Origin of the sequence: Stenotrophomonas sp. SMYL11 (genome assembly GCF_036320005.1) — a bacterium.
Classification (GTDB): Bacteria; Pseudomonadota; Gammaproteobacteria; order Xanthomonadales; family Xanthomonadaceae; genus Stenotrophomonas; species Stenotrophomonas maltophilia_A.
In genome coordinates this window covers 1-19,358 of record NZ_JAWIRS010000006.1, presented here as the reverse complement: position 1 = coordinate 19,358, position 19,358 = coordinate 1, and the positions used below count along the sequence as shown (strand labels likewise).

The following is a 19,358-nucleotide window of genomic DNA, read 5'->3' as shown; positions in this document are numbered from 1 at the left end:
CCTCGGCCGCGCCCGAGGTTGGGGTCGCGGGGGCGGGGGGCCGGCTCGGGGGGGGCCCGCCCCGCGCCCGCCACTACCCTGGGAACATCAACCGCAGCTGGCGCGCTCGATGCGGTTCTGCGCGTCCACCTGCACGGTCACGCGGTCCTGGCGGAAGTCCATGGTCACCGCCATGCCCGGCTTGACCACCCGTGCACCGCGCGCGCCGCTGTCAGCCACCAGTTTCTTGATCGTGGCTTCGTCGGCGGTCTTGCCGGTGAAGGCTTCCAGCGCCTCCGGCCTGCATTCGTGCGCAGCATCGGCCACGGGCGCCGGCGCGGGATCTTGGGTGGTGCTGCTGCCGGCGTGACTGCAGGCGGCCAAGGGCAGGATGGCGAGCAGGACCAGGGGATTGAGGCGCATCGTCGGGCTCCAGGCATGGATGGTGGCGGCAGTGTCACCGCTGCCACCGTCAGGCTGCGTCAACGCCTACTGCCCGACCAGCGCCAGGGTTTCGCGTTCACGTTGTTCTTCCCGTACCAGCCGCTGCAGCAGCAGGGCAAGGGTCACCACGTCCTGGTGGTTGTGGTCGGCCACCCGGCGCAGGTTCACCGCGTCGCCGCCGCGCAGGAAGCGCAGCCATGCGCCCGGCGCTTCAGAACCGGGCAGGTCATCCTCGCGCACCACGCGCAGCAGCTGGCGCTCAATGGTGGACAACTTGCAGTTCTCCCACGTGCCGCGATAGCGGCGGCGGGTCGGATAGAGCAGGTCGACGTGATCCAACGCGCTGATCGGGCAACGCTGGCGGGCCAGCCGGTAGCGCGCCTTCAGCAGCGGCGCATCGTAGCTGCGGCCGTTGTAGCTGCAGAACACGGTGGACGGCTGCAGCCAGCGGGCGAAGGTAGCCAGCATCGCATCCTCGGCGGCCATCGTGGCCATCAACAATTGGCGGATGCGCAGGCCTTCGCCACGTTGCGGGCACACATGCCAGTCGGCGGCACCGATCATGAAGGCGCGGGTGCCGGTGCCACCGGCCAGGCCGGTGGTTTCGGTATCGAAGAACAGCAGGTCGCGCGCGGCCACGTGCTGGTCCTCGCGCTTGGCGAAGGCCAGTGACAGCGGGGCGCTCGGGATCGCTTGCGGCAGCAGCGATTCGATCAGGAGCAGGCCCGGTGCGATCTCCTCACCGGGCAGCTGGCGATCCTGCGCGCTGGCGCGTGCCGGCGCGGCTCCCCCCCGCGAACGCAAGCCGAGCAGGCGATGCAGGCTGCCTACCTCCGGCCGACGCAGCGGTGCGGGTGCCGGTGTGGAGGCCGCTGCACCAGTCGGCTTGTGGCGGATTTCCTGTTCGACCCAGGCGAACACCGAACGCTCGGCCGGTGGTTGCCGCGCATCGTTGGCGGCAACCGGTGCCGCAGGTGCTGCGGGCGGCGGCTCGGGCGCAGCCGACGTGACTGCCTTCGGGTCACCGGCCTGCTTCCGCAGCAGGCGCAGCTTGTCCAGGCTCAGGCTCACGGGGCCAGCAGCTCCATCGGGTCGCGCGTGGTCACCACCACGTCGGGCACGTGTTGGCAGGCCTCGGCATCGAACAGGTCGAGCACGCGCAGCGCCAGCGCACGCGGCGAGGTCTCATCCTCCTCCTGCGCGGCCAGCACCGGGCCGACGCAGGCCGGGCAGCCGGCCTTGCAGTCGCAGCGCTGCACCAGCTCGCGCGCGCGCTGCACCAGCTCGGCCTGGCGCTGCCACAGCGGTTCGCTCAGGCCGACGCCGCCGGGGAAGTTGTCGTACAGATACACGGTGGGCACGAACTCCTGCAGCAGCTCCACCACACCGGGATCACCCTCGCTGCCGCGCAGCTGGCCGCGGCCGCTCTGGTCGGCGATCGCGAACCAGGAACCATCGCCGTTGCCCACCGACTTCTGCAGGTCACGTGCATCGGCCATCACCGCCACGGTGGCGACGATGTGCAGCGCATACGCGGCGCCGAGGAAGCCATCCAGCGCATCCTGCTTGCTGGCGAAGGCGCGCAGCAGCAGTGCCTGAGGCAGCTGCCACCACACCGCAGTGGTGTGCAGTTCCTGGTCGGGCAGGTTCACCGGGCCGTAGCCGATGTTCTCGTGGGTGTAGTAGCGGATCTTCTTGTAGCCGGCCACGCGGCGCACCACGTGCACTTCGCCATGATGGGAATCACCCCGGCCGGCCACGCCGCCGTCGAAGCGGTCCAGCACCTTGAGCTTGGTGAAGTCGATGCTGTCGGTGTAGTAATCCACATGCGTGCGGGTGACATAGGCCTTGCGGCCGTCCCAGTCCAGCGTCTCCACCTGGTACGGGGTGGACTGCACCATGTGGATGGCACCCTCGTACAGGGTGAGTGCGGCAGCGGAATAGTCGACCTCGGCGATGATCTGCTGGCGGCCATCGCTGCGATCGACCACCACGAAGTTGCCATCGGCCACCGCACGCAGGCTGACCGCGTTCGCTGGATAGCTGTCGGCGATCCATTCCCAGCGCTCGCCTTCGCGGTGGATCACTTCTGTCTCTGCCAGCGCTTCCAGGAACACTTCCGGGTCGATCGGGCCGAAGCCATCGCCGACCCGGAACGGCAGCTCGAAGGCTGCGCAGCGGATGTGGTCGAACAGGATCAGCGGCTGGTCCGGCGCGATGCGCGCGTGCTCGGGCGAGGCCTCGGCGAAGAAGTCCGGATGCCGCACCACGTACTGGTCCAGCGGCTGCGAACTGGCCACCATCACCCCCAGCGCGGGCTGCTGGCGGCGACCGGCGCGGCCGAAGCGCTGCCAGGTGGCGGCCACGCTGCCGGGGTAGCCGTTGAGGATGACCACGTCCAGGCTGCCGATATCCACGCCCAGCTCCAGCGCCGAGGTGCTGACGATGCCGTCGATGTTGCCGGCGCGCATCGCACGCTCGGTCTCGCGGCGCTCGGTGGGCAGGTAGCCGCCACGGTAGGCGCGGATGCGCGGCGGCTTGCGCGGGTCGTGGTCGAAGATGTCCTTCAGGTACTTGGTCAGCACCTCGACCATCAAGCGGGTCTGCGCGAACACCAGGGTCTTCAGCCCGGATTTGATCGCGATGCGCGCGATGCGGTTGCTCTGCGAGCGTGCCGAGGCGCGCAGGCCCAGGTCCGGGTTGATCACCGGCGGGTTCCACAGCAGCACCTGCTTGGGGCCGCTGGGCGCGCCGGATTCGGTGATGGCGGTGACCGGTGCCTCGATCAGCGCCTCGGCATGCGCCTGCGGGTTGCCGATGGTGGCCGAGCACAGGATGAACTGCGGTTGCACGCCGTAGAACGCGCAGATGCGCTTGAGCCGGCGCAGCACGTTGGTGACGTGGCTGCCGAATACGCCGCGATAGGTGTGCACCTCGTCGATGACGATGTAGCGCAGGTTCTCGAAGAACTGCGCCCACTTGGTGTGATGCGGCAGGATCGCCTGGTGCAGCATGTCCGGGTTGGACACCACGATGTCGCCGTGCAGGCGGATGGCCTGGCGCGCATCGCCGGGGGTGTCGCCGTCGAAGGTGAAGGCCTTCACCCCGAGGTCGCCGGCGCGGTTGAGTTCCAGCAGCTCGGCCACCTGGTCCTGGGCCAGCGCCTTGGTCGGGAACAGGTACAGCGCCTTGGCCTTGTCCTGCATTGCCGCGCTGACCACCGGCAGGGTGTAGCACAGCGACTTGCCGCTGGCGGTGGGGGTGACGATGGCCACGTGCTCGCCGCGCTGGCTGGCGTCCCAGGCCTCGGCCTGGTGGCTGTAGAGCTGTTCGATGCCACGCGCCTTCAGCGCGGCAGCCAGGGCCGGCGGAACCGAATCGGGGATGGGCGCGTAGCGACCCTCGCGGCCGGGAATGGCGAAGCTGCCGGTGATGCGGTCCTGGTAGCGACGCTGCAGGCGCGCACTGAGCAGGGCGCCATCGCGGGCGGGCAGGCCGTCGCGGGTGGCGAGCTTCTGCTCGGCGTCGGCGGTGCGCTTGGCGAGTTCGTAAGCCATGGAGGATGGAGCCGGGACGGATTGCGAGGGGTCACATGGCACCACACTCACGTCTCAGGATGTGAGACACCGCACACGGAGGGCGTGAACCGTTCAGTGCCACGGGTCCGGACGCTGCGCGATGTCAGCGTCAAGCGCCTCGTTGCGGCGGTGGAACCGCACCATGCAGATTACAAACAGCACCGCGTGCCAGCCCAACGCCAGCAATGCCGCTGCCCGCCAGCCAGACGCAGGCGGCCAGCCCAGCTCCAGGCGCTGCGACAACGGCATCCAAGCGGCGCCGAAGACCAGCACGCACAACAGAAGGCCCAGCCACGCCAGTTGCCAGAACCCTCCCGTGGGCGGACAGCGCTGTCGGTCGCTGGCCAGGCACCATGCCGTGCCCGCGCCGAGTACCCATCCATCGCAGGTGCGCACTTCCAGCAGCATCGAGCGCCCGCGGGAGAATGCCGCAGCGTGCTCCCATTTCTCTGGAAGCTGCACACGCCGGTCATTGCCCAGCAACCACACCCGTGACGTCTGGGCAGTACGCTGGTACACGCGCAGGCGCCCGCGTACCCGCAGCACGCGTTGCGCTGTCGCAGGGCCGTTGCGGCGAGGGAAGCCCAGCCAGGCCGCAAGACCGGCGATGGCGAGCAACGGCATGGCGAGCAGGCCCGGAACGCCGGTGGCGGCCCACAGCGCCAGTGCGGCAATCACCAGTGGGGAAGGGCGCAGGCCGGGACCCCGTCGCATCGAGACTTCCTCGGGCGTCTCCAGGCGCTCGCCACAGACGCGGCTGGTGGCTGCATCCGGCCGTGCAGCAGCAATACTGAAGCCATTGAGACGCACCACCACCGCCACGTGTTTGTCCAGCACCACTTCGGCTTCATTGTCTTCCGAGAGGTAGGGCCACGCCCGCCTTGGGACCAGGACGGGAACTCCACCCAGCAGGCCGTCGCCGACCGGGAAGTTGTTCCAGCACGCCCCGCCGGTGAACACCCCACGCAGCCGTTTCACCCGGTCGTCGTAGACGCAGCCGGTCAGCGCGCGCAGCGCTGCCAGTGCGCAGTGTTCGTCGGCGTCCAGCGTCCGCAGGGTGCTGCTCCGGCGCAGCGAGGCCAAGCGTGTGCGGACGCGTGCTGCCCATCCGGTAACGGCCGCGAGGACCATCACCAACAGGACTGCCAGACCGATCAGCACGGATGCCCGCGGCATCACCAGGCAACCGACCGCAGCGAGGGGGCTGTAGAGGAAGCTGTCATGGCTGTCTGCCGTACCCGGTGCCACAGGATGCAGGCCCCGCCCTGGCAGGGGAATGAAGTTAGTTGCAAACGTCGGCGGGCTGGCCGCGCTTCGGTGATGCGTGACACACCCTGAATGACCCCGTCGATGGCAACGAAATCTGAAGCCGGCATCCGTATCCTTGGGTGCTGGACGCAACCAACAGGGTGGATGGCTGTGGCACGACGTGGAACGCAGGGAGCACTCCTGGCCGGCATGCTGCTGGCCGGCATCGCGCAGGCGCAGCAGGCCGCGCCGGTGGCGGTGCCCGATCCTGCACCCGTTCCCCCTGCTGATGCCCCGGCAGTAGCCACCGCGCCGATTTCCACCGCCCTGCCGCAGGACAACGTCACCACCCTTGGCGAAGTGCGTGCGCTCAAGCCCGACGACGAGCCGCTGGACCTGTACCGCTTCAAGAACCCGGTGAAGTTCGGCGACAACCGCTTCAGTCGCGACTGGAGCGAACCGCCGTCGCCGGAGCAGGTCAGCATGGGCGGTGGCTACATCATGATGGGCGTGGTCAAGGGTGTGATGGCGGCGGCCAAGGGGATCAACAAACTCACCGGCGGACCGGCGCAGATCCAGGCCGCCGTGGCGCGGCCACCGCCGGAGCTCAGTGCCGAACAGCAGCAGCGTGCGCTGCGGTTCTCCCAGGAGCAGGATGCCGGCGATGCACCGCCGGTGAAGTAGGCCGGTATATCCTTCGGCCTCCGCAATGGAGGTTGCTGCCATGTTCCTGCGTTCGTTCTGCCTGCTGGCCATGTGGCTGCCGGTCTCCGCCTTCGCTGCCGACATCGCCGGTGAGGGTGCCTGCCGCAATGGCGCGTTCCCCTCTGAACAGAGCAGGTTCGCCCTGGCGCGGGTGGTCGATGCGCCCCGTCTGTACCTGCTTGGCGACATGGACGGCTGCCCGGCGAAGGGCGAACCGGCCTGCCGACAGCGCAGCTATGTGGTCAATGGCGATACCGTGGTGACCGGGCGTGATCTTGGCCGCTACCGCTGTGCGTTCTTCCCGAACAAGGTGGGCGGCAGTGCTGGCTGGGTGGACCGCAGCAAGCTGCAGGCGTTGCCGGTGGTCGTGCCGTCGCTACAGGACTGGGCGGGCAACTGGAAGGACGGCGACAACGGCCTGCGCATCACCGTGCAGGGCGGGCAACTGCATGTGGTGGGTGACGCCTATTGGCCCTCCGCCAACCCCACGCCGGAGCAGCGTCCCTACGGGCCGAACATGGGCCAGGTGGAAGCGCGCGCGGCGCCGCGTGGTGCCGATGTCGAGTTTGTAGAGGACACCTGCAAGGTGCGCGTGCATTCGCTGGGGGAGGTGCTGATCGTGGCCGACAACAGCGAATGCGGTGGCATGAACGTGCGCTTCAATGGCGTGTACCGGCGCGCGGGCGAGCGTTGAAAAGCGCCAACCAAGGCTGGCATCTGCCGGGGCAACCGGAGGGATCCGACCCCGGGATCAATCCCCGGCTTCAGTGTCGCCGTTCCAGCCACCACAGCAGCGATGCACAGAGCACGAACGCCAGCCACCACGGCCAGCGCGAGCCCGCCACGGGTTGCATCACTGACGCGTCTGCCGGCGTGCTGGCCGCCAGTGCACGCGTGGTCGCATCGATCATCGCCTGCCGATGCAGCGTCGGTGCGTCCTTCGAGTCGAACACATAGCGCCAGACAACGCTGTCGCCATGCTGCAGGCGCTGCCAGCCTGCCTCACGGGGCCACCAGCCGACGCAGCGCAGCACCGACGTCGCGCCATCGACGATCAGGGGTATATCGTCGCCACGCTTGTTGAAGACCTGCAGCGGCGCCTGCACACCGCACAGCGCCTGTCGTTCGCCTGCCCAGCCGATGGGTTGCGGTGACCACAGCGCATCAGCGCTGCCCTGTGCACGTGCCAGCGTGGCCACCACGCCGCTCCACAGTTCGCCGTGGCGGTCGTCGCGCCCGGCCAGTACCCAGCGCCAGCTGTCGGTGATTGGCAGCAGGCCGATGCGGCCCTTGCCGGCAGCGTGCCAGCCACCGACAACCTTGCCCGTGCCATCCTGCAGCAGGGCGGTGCTGCCCGGTGCCTGCAGCTCGAGTGCTTCCAGCGCAGGCAGGGGAGCATTGTGCGAGCTGCGGTCAGCCTCTTCGCCGTAGCCGGTCGGCAGCGTACCCGCGGCGAGCGGGCCACGCCGTGCGGCGAGGATCGCGCTTTCACCATCGCCGGGAAGCTCAAGGGGGCGGCTGCTGCCATCGCCCTGCACCGGCAGGCCCAGATCGCGCAGGCGCTGGCGCGCGCTGGCCGACGGTGCGCCCGCACTGCGTACCAGCACGCCCAGTCCCTCGCGCAGCGCGTGGCGCACGGCGGCCAGCTGGCCCGCACTCAATGCCGCCAGGCTGCGCTCGTCCAGCAGCAGCAGATCGCTGCGCGCGAGTGAGACTGCATCCAGCGCGACCGCGCCATCTCCCACGCTGACACCCGCCCCGGTATCGGCTTGCACCTGCACGCGGACGCCGGTATCGGCCGCCCAGCGGCGCAGGTACTTCAGCTCTGGACCCGGCGCGCTGGCGCGGACCAGCAGGCGCAACGGTGCGGCCGGCAGGGTCTGCTGCGGCACCGGTACGCTGTCCACCACATGGCCGTCGGCATCGAGCAGTCGCAGCTGGAACACGCTGCGGCCTTCGGCGCGGGCGATGCCGCTGAGCGTCACGCGCCCGTCCTCGCCAACGTCCGTGCGATCAACCACGCTGTCGGCGGGGTCGAGCAGCTCTGCTTTCGCCCCGGCCGCGCCACGCGCCTGTGCCTGGACGTCAAAACGAGCCCCGGGAGCGACATCGGCCGGTGGTTGCAGCGCGATCCAGCCGCGCGGCTCCGGTGCGGCCTGCCAACGTACATCCGGCGGCAACAACGCATCGCGATCACGTGCGGCCAGGCCCGCACCGACCAGTGTCAGTGTGGACGCCGGATGCTGGCGCAGCGCGGTGGCCAGGTCGGGTACGCGCTGTGCGCCGGGTATATCGGCAGCTTCCGGCAACAGCAGCAGCGGGCCTGCGCTGGCCGGGAGCGCGCCGGCCTTGCCGGCATCGGTTCCGAGCACCACCAGCCCGCCTGCGGGTTGCTGGCGGGTGGGCGGCACCAGGCAGAAATACAGTAGCGCGGCGACGATGATCTGCAGTGCGATCACGATCCACCGGCGGCCAGGGTGCGCGGTGCTTCCACGCAGCTGGCGCACGCTGGCGATGACCACGATCAGAGCGAGTCCCAGTGCAATCCACAGGTTCACGGCGGAGGCGTTCATGGCTGCGCCTCCAGCGCATCAAGGTACCGCTGCCCAATCGCATCGGCGGCACTGCGTCGCATCGCCTGCGGCAGCGGACGCTGCAGCGCCCGCCACAACTGTGCACGCAGGCGCTGGCGACAGTCGTGGCAACCGGGCTCGATGCGCAGCTGCTCGATGGCCGCTGCCAGATCGAGTGCATCGGGCAGGTAGGCCGCGTTGCGCTGCTGCCAGGTCGCGAGCGCATCCAGATCCGGCGCGCCGGTGTCGTCGCCGAGACGCTGCCAGGCTTCGACGATGGTTGGATCGGGCGGGGTGCGGGCGGCCAGCGGTAGTTCACGGCTGGCCAGCCCGGCACGGTCACCGCCAAGGCGGCGGCCTTCATCGATCGGTGGCAGCTCCGGTCCGACACGGGCCAGATAGATGCGCTCGGCCTGCTGCACCTGCTTGATGAAGCCCAATGCCTTGTAGGCGAAGGGTAATGCCTGCTCCGGTCGGCCCTGGCGCAGTTCGCCTTCGGCCGACCACATCTGGTCAAGCGCCGCCTTCAGCGTGGCGCGGGTCTGCGGGTCGAGCAGGGTCGCGGCCTCGGCATGGTCATGGGTGTGGCCGTATTCGGAGAGCACATCGGTGGCGCTGCCGAACACCGGTGGCGCATCGGCATTGGACGCCTTGCCGCCGTGATCGTGGCCATGCTCATCGTGCGCGCCGGCCCCGGCGCCATGGTCGTGATCGTGATCGTCGTCGTGATCGTGGCCGTCTGCGGCGGGCGTATCGCTGGTGGGCAGGTCGCTGGTCGGCGGTGGCTTCGGCGCACCTTCGCTTTCCTCACCCAGGAACTGGCCGTAGCGCAGGCGCAGGATGCGCTGGTCGACACCGATCGCATCGCTGCGCTTCACGAAGTCCTCGGCGGCGAGGCTGCGTCGTTGCCGGATCAGCGCTTCGGCATCGATGATGATCTGCCGCTGGCTGCGGAAGTACGCAGGCAGGGTTTTCTTGATGCGGCCTTCCAGTTCGGCACCAAGTGCAACCTCGGCGCTCGGCAGGCGCAGGATCACGCTGCTGCTGCGCCCAGTCTGCGGCGTGGGTGCATGATTGTCGCGCACCTCCAGCTGGGCGATGACATCGTTGCCGGGCTGTGCGCCCAGCGCAGCAAGATCGAGGGTTTGGGCGAAACGCCGCGCGGTGGCTTCGCCGCTGCCGGCAAGCGTGACGCTGCGCTTCACGAAGGTGATGTTCTCACCGCTGCCCTGGGTGGTGGTGATCGACAGCGTTGCCTGCGCCGCGACACCGTAATCGTCGCTGGCCTCGAAGCGCAGCGCCCACTGGCGTTGCCCGGGTGTGCCCAGCACCAGGCTGGCGGCCGGCTCCAGCACGCGTACGCTGGGCGCGTGGTCGGCCACCACATCCAGCCGATGCAGGCGGGTCTCTGCCAGCGCCGGTTCGCTCACCACGCGGTACAGCACTGGCGTGCGTGCCACATCCTGCGCCTGCCACTGCCCTTGGTGCTCGCTCAGCGGCAACCGGCGACCATCATGGAACTGCAGCCATGCCTTGTCCGGCGTGCGATCGAAGCGCAACGACCACGACAGCCGGCTGTCGGCGGCGACCTTGGCATCGAGTGCGTTCTGGGTGAGCGTGGCCTGGCCGGTATAAGCCGGTGCGTCGATGCGCAGGCGGGTGGACTGCAGGTGCAGTGGGCCCGCGGCAGCCGTACTGCTGGGCGCCGGCGTGCGGGCAGGCGCGGAACCGGGGTTCGAACGCGGCCAGCCGACTGCCAGCGCAACGATGGCCAGGCCTGCGATCCAGCACAACGCCAATGCCCCACGCGGCCAGCGTGGGCGCAGCTCCGGCATCGCACGTTCCAGCGTGGCCAGCACATGCGCGCGCTGGCGCTGCTGCAGCGGATTGAGGGTGAGCGTATCGGCGAACAGCAGATCGGCACTGTCCTCGCTGGCGCCGCTGCCATCGAGCTGGCGCTGCAACCACTGCTGGTCGAGTTGGCGGGCACGCGCAGTGGCGAAGGCCGCACACGCGAGCAGACTGACCGTGCCAACCACGCAGGCGATGTCGAAGCCCGCCAGGCGCAGCGCCAGTGCCGTTGCGGCCAGCGCCCACGGCAGGCCCAGCAAGAGGGTGATGAGCGCACGGCGGCGGCGCGCGCGTTGCCAGGCGTGCTGCAGAGTGTTCATGAGGCCACCCTGCGTCGGCTACTGCTGGCCATCCAGCGCTCCAGCGCGAACAGCAGCACGATGGCCAGCAGAAGCCACACCGTCGGCTCGCGCAGCGGCGGTGTTGCAGCAGGCAATGCGGTTCGGTGCGGTGCCTGGTCACGTGCATCGCCCAGGCGCGGAGCCGTGGGCGGCTGCAGCGCCAGCAGCAGCGCACGCGGCAACTGCGGATCGCGCAGCGCAGCGTTGCCTGAGGCGTCCCAGTCACCGGGCAGAGACAGCAGGACACCGTGGCCGATGCGTTGCTGCCACAGCAGCGGGGTGCCCTCGGTGTTGCGCAGCAGGATGCTGGCCTCGGCGGCAGGCTTGCCGGCAGTCACTACATGTCCGCCATCTTGCAGCCACGCCTGCCAGTTCGCCGGCAGTGCGTCGTTGCGGCTCCATACCCCGATCTCACCGCGTTCGGGCAGGGCATCCGCCACCAGAGGAGCGAGCGGCGCCTGCACTTCCCACGCGCGCTGCAGTGCATTCAACCAGTGCTGGGCAGCGGCCGAAGCACCGCTGTGCACGCGCAGGCGCGGCAACGTTGCGGCACGCGGTTGCGCAGTGACTGGCATCGGCTGCGTGTGCCATTGCACCTCACGCGACAGCTGCAGGCGTGCGCCGTCCAGGCCGGGCAGGGGATCGGGAACGTGCACGGTCAATGCGGTGCCAACGGGCAGCTGCGCGTCCAGTTCGCGCAGCAGGCTGGGCAGGGATGCGCTGGCTGCAGGTGGCGCCTGATCAATGGCCGGGAAGCCGGGTGCCAGCCAGTGCCAGTTGCGATCCGCAGCGGTACCGCGCAGTGCGGCGGCATCCAGTCCCGGGGCCACCACCGTCCATGCACTGGAGGTCGGCACGGGGCCGGTCAACGCAGGCCGTGCCAGCAGCAGGGCCAGCGCGGCAAGCAACAGCAGGCGCACCAGCAGCAATGGCCAGTCATCGAAGCGGATGCGCTGGCGTGGCCGGATCTGTGCACGCAGCCAGCGCAGCGCGGCGAAATCCAGCGGTGTGTACGGATGGCGGCGGGCGAGGTGGATCAGCAGGGGCAGCAGCCATGCGGCGAGCGCGGCCAGGCCCAATGGGAAAAGCAGGGTCATGCACCGCCCCCACGGCCGAACAGGGCCTGCAGTGCCTGGTCCAGCGGTTGGTCGAGCCAGCCGGTGGCACTGGCGATGCCGCTGGCCTGCAGGCGCGAGTGCAATGCGTTGCGTGCGTCAGCGAAGCGCTGCAGGTAGTCGGTGCGGATCGCCGCGCCATCGCCCAGCAGTTCCTCGCCGGTCTCCGGATCGCGGAAGCGATGGCCGGCGTCGAACGGGAAGTCGCGTTCGTCGGCGGTCAGGATCTGCAACAGGGCCACTTCGCGGCGCGCGCTGGCCAGTTGTTCCAGCAGCACGATGCCGGCCTCGTCGAAGCCATCACCGATCGCCAGCAGCAGGTCGCCCGGACGCACGCGCTCCCACAGCGGGCGCAGGCGATCGGCCGCAGGCCAGCCACCGCGCGCCTGCAGCGCATGAAGTTGCAGATGCGCGCGGTCACGCTGGCGTGCGCCGTTCGCTGCGGGCACCAGCTGCAGTCCATCGCCATTGATCGCCAGCAGGCCGAAACGATCGCCCTGCTGCAGGGCCAGCTCGACCAGGCAGGCGGCAACGCCGCGCATGTGGTCCAGGCGCGTGCGCTGCGGTGCCGCGCGGTCGGCCTGGCCGGCCGAGGCGGTGGCATCGAGCAGCAGCCAGACCGTGATCGGGCTTTCGCGTTCGGATTCGCGCACGAAGAAGCGGTCCGAGCGTGCATACAGCTTCCAGTCGATCTGACGCAGTTCGTCCCCGGGCTCGTAGGCACGGTACTGGGCGAATTCGAGACCGGCACCGCGGCTGCGGCTGGCGTGCTGCCCGATGCCGCTTGCGCCGCTGGCCAGGCGCGGCCGCAACCGCAGCATGCGCAGGCGCGCACGCAGTTCCGGTGGCAACGTCAGCGGCGCACCTGCGTTCACGCGTGACTCAACCCGGGAACGGCACGGCCTGCAGCAGGGCGGCGACCACGTCGTCGGCACGCTTCTGCTCGGCCTCGGCGGCGAACGACAGCAGCAGGCGATGGCGCATCACCGGTGCGGCCAGTGCCTGCACATCCTCGCGGGTGGCGGCGAACCGGCCCTGCAGCAGTGCGCGTGCCTTCGCCGCCAGCACCAGCGACTGCCCGGCGCGCGGGCCCGCACCCCACTTCACCCACTGGTTGATCGCCGCGGGTGCGCCTTCGCCTGGGCGGCTGGCGCGCACCAGGCGGGTGATCCAGGCCAGCACATCAGGGCTGACATGCACCTGGCGAACTGCGGCCTGCAGTGCGATCACCGCTTCGGCATCCATCACCTTCGGCACCGCGTCGGTGGCACCGCCGGTGGTCTGTTCCAGGATCTGCCGCTCTTCGTCCTCGCTGGGGTAATCCACCAGCACATGCAGCAGGAAGCGGTCCAGCTGTGCCTCCGGCAACGGGTAGGTACCGGCCTGCTCGATCGGGTTCTGCGTAGCCAGCACGAAGAACGGCGCGGGCAGTGCGTAGGTGGTGCCGGCGTAGCTGACCGTGCGTTCCTGCATCGCTTCCAGCAGTGCGGCCTGGGTCTTGGGCGGGGTGCGGTTGAGTTCGTCGGCCAGCAGCAGGTGGGTGAAGATCGGGCCCTGCTGGAAACGGAAATGGCGATGGCCGGTGCCGTGGTCTTCCTCCAGCAGCTCGGTGCCGAGGATGTCGCTGGGCATCAGGTCGGGGGTGAACTGCACGCGCCGGAACTGCAGTTCGAGCGCCTGCCCGAGCGAGCGCACCAGCAGGGTCTTGCCGAGACCAGGCGCACCTTCAAGCAGGCAGTGGCCGCCGGCCAGCAGGCCGATCAGCAGCTGTTCGACCACGGTGTTCTGGCCCACCACCGCGCGTGCGAGCGCAGCGCGCAGATCGTGCAGGCGCGGCAGCAGGGAATCGAGGTCGGGGGAGGTCATGGGCGTGCAGGTCCTATCAATTGTTCAACGCGTACATCACGATGTTGATGCCGAAGCGGGTGTTGTCTTCGGCCAGGAAGCGCTTGTTGCGCCAGTCGTAGTCCCACTCGCAGCCGTAGTCCTTGTTGCTGTACAGCAGGCCCAGGCGGCCGTCGACCTCGATGCCCTTCAGGTAGTCGTGTACCAGGTCGTCGCCCCAGCCGTTGAGTTCGAAGCTGGTGGCGGGCGGGCCATCGGGGAAGCGGAAGAAGCTGCGGTACAGCGGGTGGCTGTTGGGCAGCTTCTGCAGTGCCTTGGGACCGAACAGGCGACCCATCTGCGCCTCGAACGAGGTGGCGAACAGGCCGTCGATATCGTGGTTGCAGTCGTCGACGAAGACGAAGCCGCCATTGCGCACATAGCGCACGAAGTTCTGCCGTTCGGCGGCGTTGAATTCCACCAGCGTGTGCCCGGCCAAGTAGCAGAACGGCGCTTCCAGCATGCGTGGGTCGGCCAGCGCCACCACGTGTTCCTGCGGATCCACGCGCAACGAGGTGTAGTCGATCAGCGAGGTGATCAGGTTGGACGGCATGCGCGCGTCCGCGTCCCAGTCACCGGAGTCGTACCGCAGGCGGGTGAACCAGAAGTCGTAGCGCGAACTGCGCGGACCTGCCTGCGCGAAGGCCGGCAGCGCCGCCGCCGAAGCGGCAGCGGCCAACCAGCGCAGACAGGCCCGCCGGTCCATCAGACCGCGTCGGACAGCGAGGTGAAGGTGAAATCGCGCAGCTTCATCGGCGGGATCATCATCACGAACGAAGATTCATCACCGGCCACGCGTACCGGCTTGCCCAGCTCTTCGATGTTGTTGAGCATGATCACCGGCGACTCGTTGAAGCGGAAGTTCTTCACCGGGTGCTTGATCTGGCCGTTCTCGATGTAGAAGGTGCCATCGCGGGTCAGGCCGGTCAGCAGCACGGTCTGCGGATCGACCATGCGGATGTACCAGGTGCGGGTGACCAGGATGCCCTTCTGGGTGCCGCGTACCAGCTCGGCGGTGCTCTTGTCGCCACCGCTCATCAGCAGGTTGCCCGGCGTTGCCTTGGCGGTCTTGCCCTGCTTCTGCGCCCAGAAGCGCGAGTAGTCCAGGTTGGCGATCTTGCCGTTCTCGATGATGGCCATGCGCTCGCGTGGCATGCCCTCGTTGTCCCACGGCAGCACCGGTGCATCCGGATGCCAGGGGTCGGCAATCATGGTCACGCGCGGGTCGTAGACCTGCTCGCCCAGCTTGTTGCCGCCGCCCTTCTTCGACAGGAAGCTGCGGCCCTCATCGGCCGAGCGTGCGCTGAAGAAGTTCATCATGAAGCTGATCAGGCCCGCGGCCGCGGCCGGTTCCAGGATCACCGTGTACTTGCCCGGCTCCAGCGCCTTGGCTTCGGCCGATTCGGTGGCCTTGCGCATGGCGATGCGGATGTCCTGGTCGGCCTTGAAGTCGGCGGCATCCTTCAGGTTGCGGCCGACCCAGCCCGAACCGCGGCCATCTTCGGTGCGCACGGTGCAGGTGTAATCGAAGTTGGTGGTGCGCTGGTAGGCGAAGTTGCCGTTGCTGTTGGCGGTGGCCTGGAAGCCCTGGCCGTCTTCAAGGAAGCCGGCGGCGATCAGGCCGTGGCCACGGCACGGGGCGATCGAATCGGCGGCGACCTTGGCGCGGAAGGCCGGATCGATTGCAGCGGTGGACTCGCTGAAGGTCGGGCTGGCGCGATAGCTCTGCTTGCCGATGGCCGGCATGAACTCCGGGTTCTCCGGCGCCAGACGCGCCAGGTCTTCGGCGCGGCGTACCACGCGTTCCAGTGCGGCATCGTCGAACTCGTTGATCGAGGCCGTGCCGACGCGCTTGCCGAAGGCGACGGTGACCGCCAGCTCGGTGTTGTCGACGATGCCACTGGTGGAGACATTGTTCAGCGCGAAACGGATGTTGCCGCTGATCGCGCCGGCCAGCACGGCGGTGCATTCGTCCGCCTTGGACAGGGCGATGACCTTGTCGAGGATGGCCTTGGCCTGGGCTTCGGTGAAGATACTCATGGTGTAAGGGCTCCTGACCGATCAGCCGAGGCTGCGTGCGGTGTTGATGACGTTGATGCCGTTGAAGCGCGCGGTGGACGAACCGTGCGAGACCGCCGAGACCTGGCCGGGCTGGCCCTTGCCGTCGAAGAACGAACCGCCCAGGCGGTAGTCACTCTCGTCAGCCACGGCGGTGCAGGCATTCCAGAACTCCGGCGTGCGGATCTGGTAGGCCACGTCTTCCAGCATGCGGGTGATCTGGCCGTTCTTGATCTCGTAGAACAGCTGGCCGCCGAACTGCGCGTTGTAGCGCTGCTGGTCGATCGAGAACGAACCATCACCGATGATGTAGATGCCGTTCTCCACGTCCTTGATCAGGTCCGACACGCTCAGCGGCTTCTTGCCCGGTGCCATCGACACGTTGGCCATGCGCTGGAACTGCACGCTGGACCACGAGTCGGCGTAGCAACAGCCGTCGGACTCGGTCTTGCCGAGGATGTGGGCCTGGTCGCGGATGGTCTGGTAATCCACCAGCTTGCCGTTGCTGATCAGGTCCCAGCGCTTGCACTTCACGCCTTCATCGTCGTATGCCACCGCACCGAGGCTGCCCGGCTGGGTCTTGTCGGCGAAGATGTTGACCAGCTCGCTGCCGTACTGGAAATGCTGCTCGCGCTTGTCCAGGGTGGCGAAGCTGGTGCCGGCGTAGTTGGCTTCGTAGCCGAGCACGCGGTCCAGTTCCAGCGGGTGGCCGATTGACTCATGGATGGTCAGCCAGGTGTGCGACGGGTCGAGTACCAGATCGTACTTGCCCGGCTTCACCGACGGGGCCTTCAGCTTTTCCTGCGCCTGCTTGGCCGCAGCGATGGCGTCTTCCTTCATGTTGTAGGAAGAGCTGTAGTTGACTACGCCATTCGGGCTGACCACCTTGCCGGCAGCCGCACCGTCCAGATACTCGTAGCCCAGGCCCATCGGTGAGGACAGGCCTTCGCGGGTACGGAACTTGCCGCTGGACTTGTCGATGGCGGTGATCGTCATCGGTGCCCAGATGCGGTGCACGTCCTGGTCGATATAGGAACCATCGGTGGAGGCGAAGTACTTCTGCTCGTTCACAAGGAACAGCATGGAATTGACGAAGCTGGCGCCGGCGCCCATCGCCGCAGCGTTGACGTCCAGCAGCAGGTCGACCTTCTCCTTGATCGGCACTTCCATCGCATTCTTGCGGATCGGCGTGCGCCAGCTCACCTCACCCACGCCCGGCGCCTTGGCCAGCTGCACCGGTGCGGTCTGCACGCCGGCATTGGCCTTGGCGATGGCAGCGGCCTGCTGCGCGGCGCGGGCCACATCGGCCGTGCCCATCGCGTTGGTGGCGGCGAAGCCCCACGCACCGTTGACGATCACGCGGATGCCAACACCGGTGGACTCGGTGTTCACCACGTTCTGCACCTTGTCCTCGCGGGTGATCACGAACTGCCGCAGGTAGCGGCCGATGCGCACGTCGCAGTAGGTGGCACCGGCGCTGCGTGCGGCCTGCAGGGCGGCGTCGGCCAGGCGCTTCTTCAGCGCCGGGTCGAGGCTGGACTGCAGCTGCTCGGCGGCGATCACCTTGCCGAAGAAGGAGGGCACGATCAGCCCGCCCGCGGTAAGCCCGGTCAGGGCCAGGAAGTCACGTCTTTGCAAGGCTGCTCTCCATGTCGAAGGATGGGTGGCTCAAGCGCCGAGACTGCGCGCGGTGTTGATGATGTTGATGCCGTTGAAGCGGGTGGTGGACGAACCGTGCGAGACCGCCGAGACCTGGCCGGGCTGGCCCTTGCCGTCGAAGAACGAACCGCCCAGGCGGAAGTCACGCTCATCGCAGATGGCGGTGCAGGCATTCCAGAACTCCGGCGTGCGGATCTGGTAGGCCGCGTCCTCGACCATGCCGGCGATCTTTCCGTCCTTGATCTGGTAGTACAACTGGCCGCCGAACTGCGCGTTGTAGCGTTGCTGGTCGATCGAATACGAACCGCGGCCGTGGATGTAGATGCCGTTCTCCACGTCCTTGATCATGTCCTCGACGCTGAGCGGCTGCTTGCCCGGCGCCAGCGAGACATTGGCCATGCGCTGGAACTGCACGCTGGACCAGGAATCGGCATAGCTGCAGCCGTGCGAGGCATCGCGGCCGAGGATGTGGGCCTCATCGCGGGTGGCCTGGTAGTCGACCAGGATGCCGTCGCGCACCAGATCCCAGCGCTGGGTCTTCACGCCTTCGTCGTCGTAGCCGACCGCACCGAGGCTGCCCGGCTGGGTCTTGTCGGCGAAGAAGGTGACGATGTCGCTGCCCCAGCGGAAACCGGCATCGCGCTTGTCCAGCGTGGCGAAGCTGGTGCCGGCGTAGTTGGCTTCGTAGCCGAGCACGCGGTCCAGCTCCAGCGGGTGGCCAACGTTCTCGTGGATGGTCAGGAACAGGTTGGACGGGTCCAGCACCAGGTCGTACTTGCCGGGCTTCACCGACGGCGCCTTCAGCTTCTCGCGCGCGTGGCGGGCGGCGGCGATGGCGTCCTCGACCGGGTCGTAGGAATCGCGGTAGGCGGTGATGCCACCGGGCAGCTGCACCTTGCCGCGCGCATCGCCATCGAGGAACTCGTAGCCCATGCCCATCGGCGAGGACAGGCCGGCACGGGTGCGGAACCTGCCGCTGGCCTTGTCGATGGCGGTGGCGGTGAACGGCAGCCAGATGCGATGGATGTCCTGGTCGATGAACGAGCCGTCGCTGGAGGCGAAGTACTTCTGTTCATTGACCAGGAACAGGGTGGAATTGATGTAGTCGGCGCCCGCATTCAGCGCGGCGGCGTTGAGCGCCAGCAGCAGCTCGACCTTGTCCTGGATCGGCACCGCCATCGCGTTCCTGCGGACCGGCGTCTGCCAGCGCACCTCACCCACCGACGGCGTCGGTGCCAGCTGTACCGGCCGGGTCTGGATGCCGGCGTTGGCGCGGGCGATTGCCGCCGCCTGCTCGACCGCAGCGCGCACGGCGGCCTCGGTCTGCTGGTGGGTAGCGGCAAAGCCCCAGGCGCCGTTGACGATCACCCGCACGCCGACACCGGACGATTCGCGGTTGGTCACATTGCCGACCTGGTGCTCGCGGGTGATGACCGACTGATTGAGATAGCGGCCGATGCGCACATCGCAGTAGCTGGCCTTGGCTGTGCGTGCGGCGGCGAGCGCAACGTCCGCCAGGCGTCTGCGCTGGGCGGTATCGACCGGGGCGAGCAGCTGCTCGGCGGCGATGGCACGGGAATGCGGCAGCAGCAGGCCCGCCAGGCCCAGACCGGAAAAAGCCAGGAACTCACGTCGTTGCACAGCGTTTCTCTCTCTCTCGCTTGCGTGCGGTTGGCAACGGGCCGGACCGATCACGTCAACTTCCCGACTTTCGCCAGCGCGGCGCATCCGGGCAAGTGACTGCAGTCATGGTTGGGGAGGGTTTCGGCAGGGCTTGCAGCCCTGCACCTGCTCAATGCAACGGCAACGGCCGAAGCAACAGCAACAGCGGCATTCCGTGGGTGGCGGGGCGGTGTGGGTGGGCAGGACACGCCGTAAACCCATCCCTGGGGGCTCGATGGCGCCATCCATGGCGCCAACGGT

15 protein-coding genes are annotated in these 19,358 nt (G+C 68.3%); 2 read left to right on the top strand and 13 right to left on the bottom strand.

Annotated elements, in window-relative coordinates:
• Positions 1 to 87: 87 nt before the first annotated feature.
• From V3B46_RS10885 to V3B46_RS10870, 4 genes are all read right to left on the bottom strand, one after another.
• Positions 88 to 402, bottom strand: a complete 315-nt coding sequence (locus V3B46_RS10885) for an I78 family peptidase inhibitor (RefSeq protein ID WP_154261841.1) — start codon at positions 400 to 402, stop codon at positions 88 to 90.
• A 66-nt stretch (positions 403 to 468) separates the two neighbouring features.
• On the bottom strand, positions 469 to 1,494 hold the full coding sequence (locus tag V3B46_RS10880; RefSeq protein ID WP_329891894.1) for a ribonuclease H-like domain-containing protein: 1,026 nt from the start codon (positions 1,492 to 1,494) through the stop codon (positions 469 to 471).
• Positions 1,491 to 3,980: a DEAD/DEAH box helicase gene (locus tag V3B46_RS10875; RefSeq protein ID WP_329891893.1), complete on the bottom strand. Its 2,490-nt coding sequence runs from the start codon at positions 3,978 to 3,980 to the stop codon at positions 1,491 to 1,493. Before V3B46_RS10875 ends, V3B46_RS10880 begins: the two co-directional genes overlap by 4 nt.
• A gap of 93 nt (positions 3,981 to 4,073) precedes the next feature.
• Positions 4,074 to 5,177: a hypothetical protein gene (locus V3B46_RS10870; RefSeq protein WP_329891892.1), complete on the bottom strand. Its 1,104-nt coding sequence runs from the start codon at positions 5,175 to 5,177 to the stop codon at positions 4,074 to 4,076.
• A 237-nt stretch (positions 5,178 to 5,414) separates the two neighbouring features.
• Between V3B46_RS10870 and V3B46_RS10865 the strand changes: the two genes are divergently transcribed.
• Positions 5,415 to 5,933, top strand: a complete 519-nt coding sequence (locus V3B46_RS10865) for a hypothetical protein (RefSeq protein WP_154261846.1) — start codon at positions 5,415 to 5,417, stop codon at positions 5,931 to 5,933.
• Between the two features lie 40 nt (positions 5,934 to 5,973).
• Positions 5,974 to 6,648 (top strand): hypothetical protein, encoded by a 675-nt coding sequence (locus tag V3B46_RS10860; RefSeq protein WP_329891891.1) that lies wholly within the window; start codon positions 5,974 to 5,976, stop codon positions 6,646 to 6,648.
• A gap of 70 nt (positions 6,649 to 6,718) precedes the next feature.
• Here the strand turns inward: V3B46_RS10860 and V3B46_RS10855 are convergent, their stop codons facing one another.
• From V3B46_RS10855 to V3B46_RS10815, 9 genes are read right to left on the bottom strand one after another with little or no spacing between them, the layout of a single operon-like run.
• Positions 6,719 to 8,527, bottom strand: a complete 1,809-nt coding sequence (locus V3B46_RS10855) for a hypothetical protein (protein ID WP_329891890.1) — start codon at positions 8,525 to 8,527, stop codon at positions 6,719 to 6,721.
• Positions 8,524 to 10,698 carry a hypothetical protein gene (locus V3B46_RS10850; RefSeq protein ID WP_329891889.1) on the bottom strand — a complete coding sequence of 725 codons (2,175 nt, stop codon included), beginning with the start codon at positions 10,696 to 10,698 and terminating at the stop codon, positions 8,524 to 8,526. The genes V3B46_RS10855 and V3B46_RS10850 overlap by 4 nt, the downstream gene beginning before the upstream one ends.
• A complete protein-coding gene (locus tag V3B46_RS10845; RefSeq protein WP_329891888.1) occupies positions 10,695 to 11,816 on the bottom strand; it encodes a BatA domain-containing protein in 1,122 nt (373 codons plus the stop codon). Before V3B46_RS10845 ends, V3B46_RS10850 begins: the two co-directional genes overlap by 4 nt.
• Entirely contained in the window at positions 11,813 to 12,709 is an 897-nt protein-coding gene (locus tag V3B46_RS10840) for a DUF58 domain-containing protein (protein ID WP_329891887.1), read from the bottom strand. The genes V3B46_RS10845 and V3B46_RS10840 overlap by 4 nt, the downstream gene beginning before the upstream one ends.
• 7 nt (positions 12,710 to 12,716) lie before the next feature.
• On the bottom strand, positions 12,717 to 13,700 hold the full coding sequence (locus V3B46_RS10835) for an AAA family ATPase (RefSeq protein ID WP_164090252.1): 984 nt from the start codon (positions 13,698 to 13,700) through the stop codon (positions 12,717 to 12,719).
• 16 nt (positions 13,701 to 13,716) lie between these two features.
• Positions 13,717 to 14,424 carry a DUF4159 domain-containing protein gene (locus tag V3B46_RS10830; protein WP_329891886.1) on the bottom strand — a complete coding sequence of 236 codons (708 nt, stop codon included), beginning with the start codon at positions 14,422 to 14,424 and terminating at the stop codon, positions 13,717 to 13,719.
• Positions 14,424 to 15,758, bottom strand: coding sequence for a TldD/PmbA family protein (locus tag V3B46_RS10825; RefSeq protein WP_329891885.1), 1,335 nt, complete (start codon positions 15,756 to 15,758; stop codon positions 14,424 to 14,426). Before V3B46_RS10825 ends, V3B46_RS10830 begins: the two co-directional genes overlap by 1 nt.
• 21 nt (positions 15,759 to 15,779) lie before the next feature.
• Positions 15,780 to 17,414, bottom strand: coding sequence for a TldD/PmbA family protein (locus V3B46_RS10820; protein WP_329891884.1), 1,635 nt, complete (start codon positions 17,412 to 17,414; stop codon positions 15,780 to 15,782).
• A 30-nt stretch (positions 17,415 to 17,444) separates the two neighbouring features.
• Positions 17,445 to 19,076, bottom strand: coding sequence for a TldD/PmbA family protein (locus V3B46_RS10815; RefSeq protein ID WP_176433105.1), 1,632 nt, complete (start codon positions 19,074 to 19,076; stop codon positions 17,445 to 17,447).
• Positions 19,077 to 19,358 lie beyond the last annotated feature (282 nt).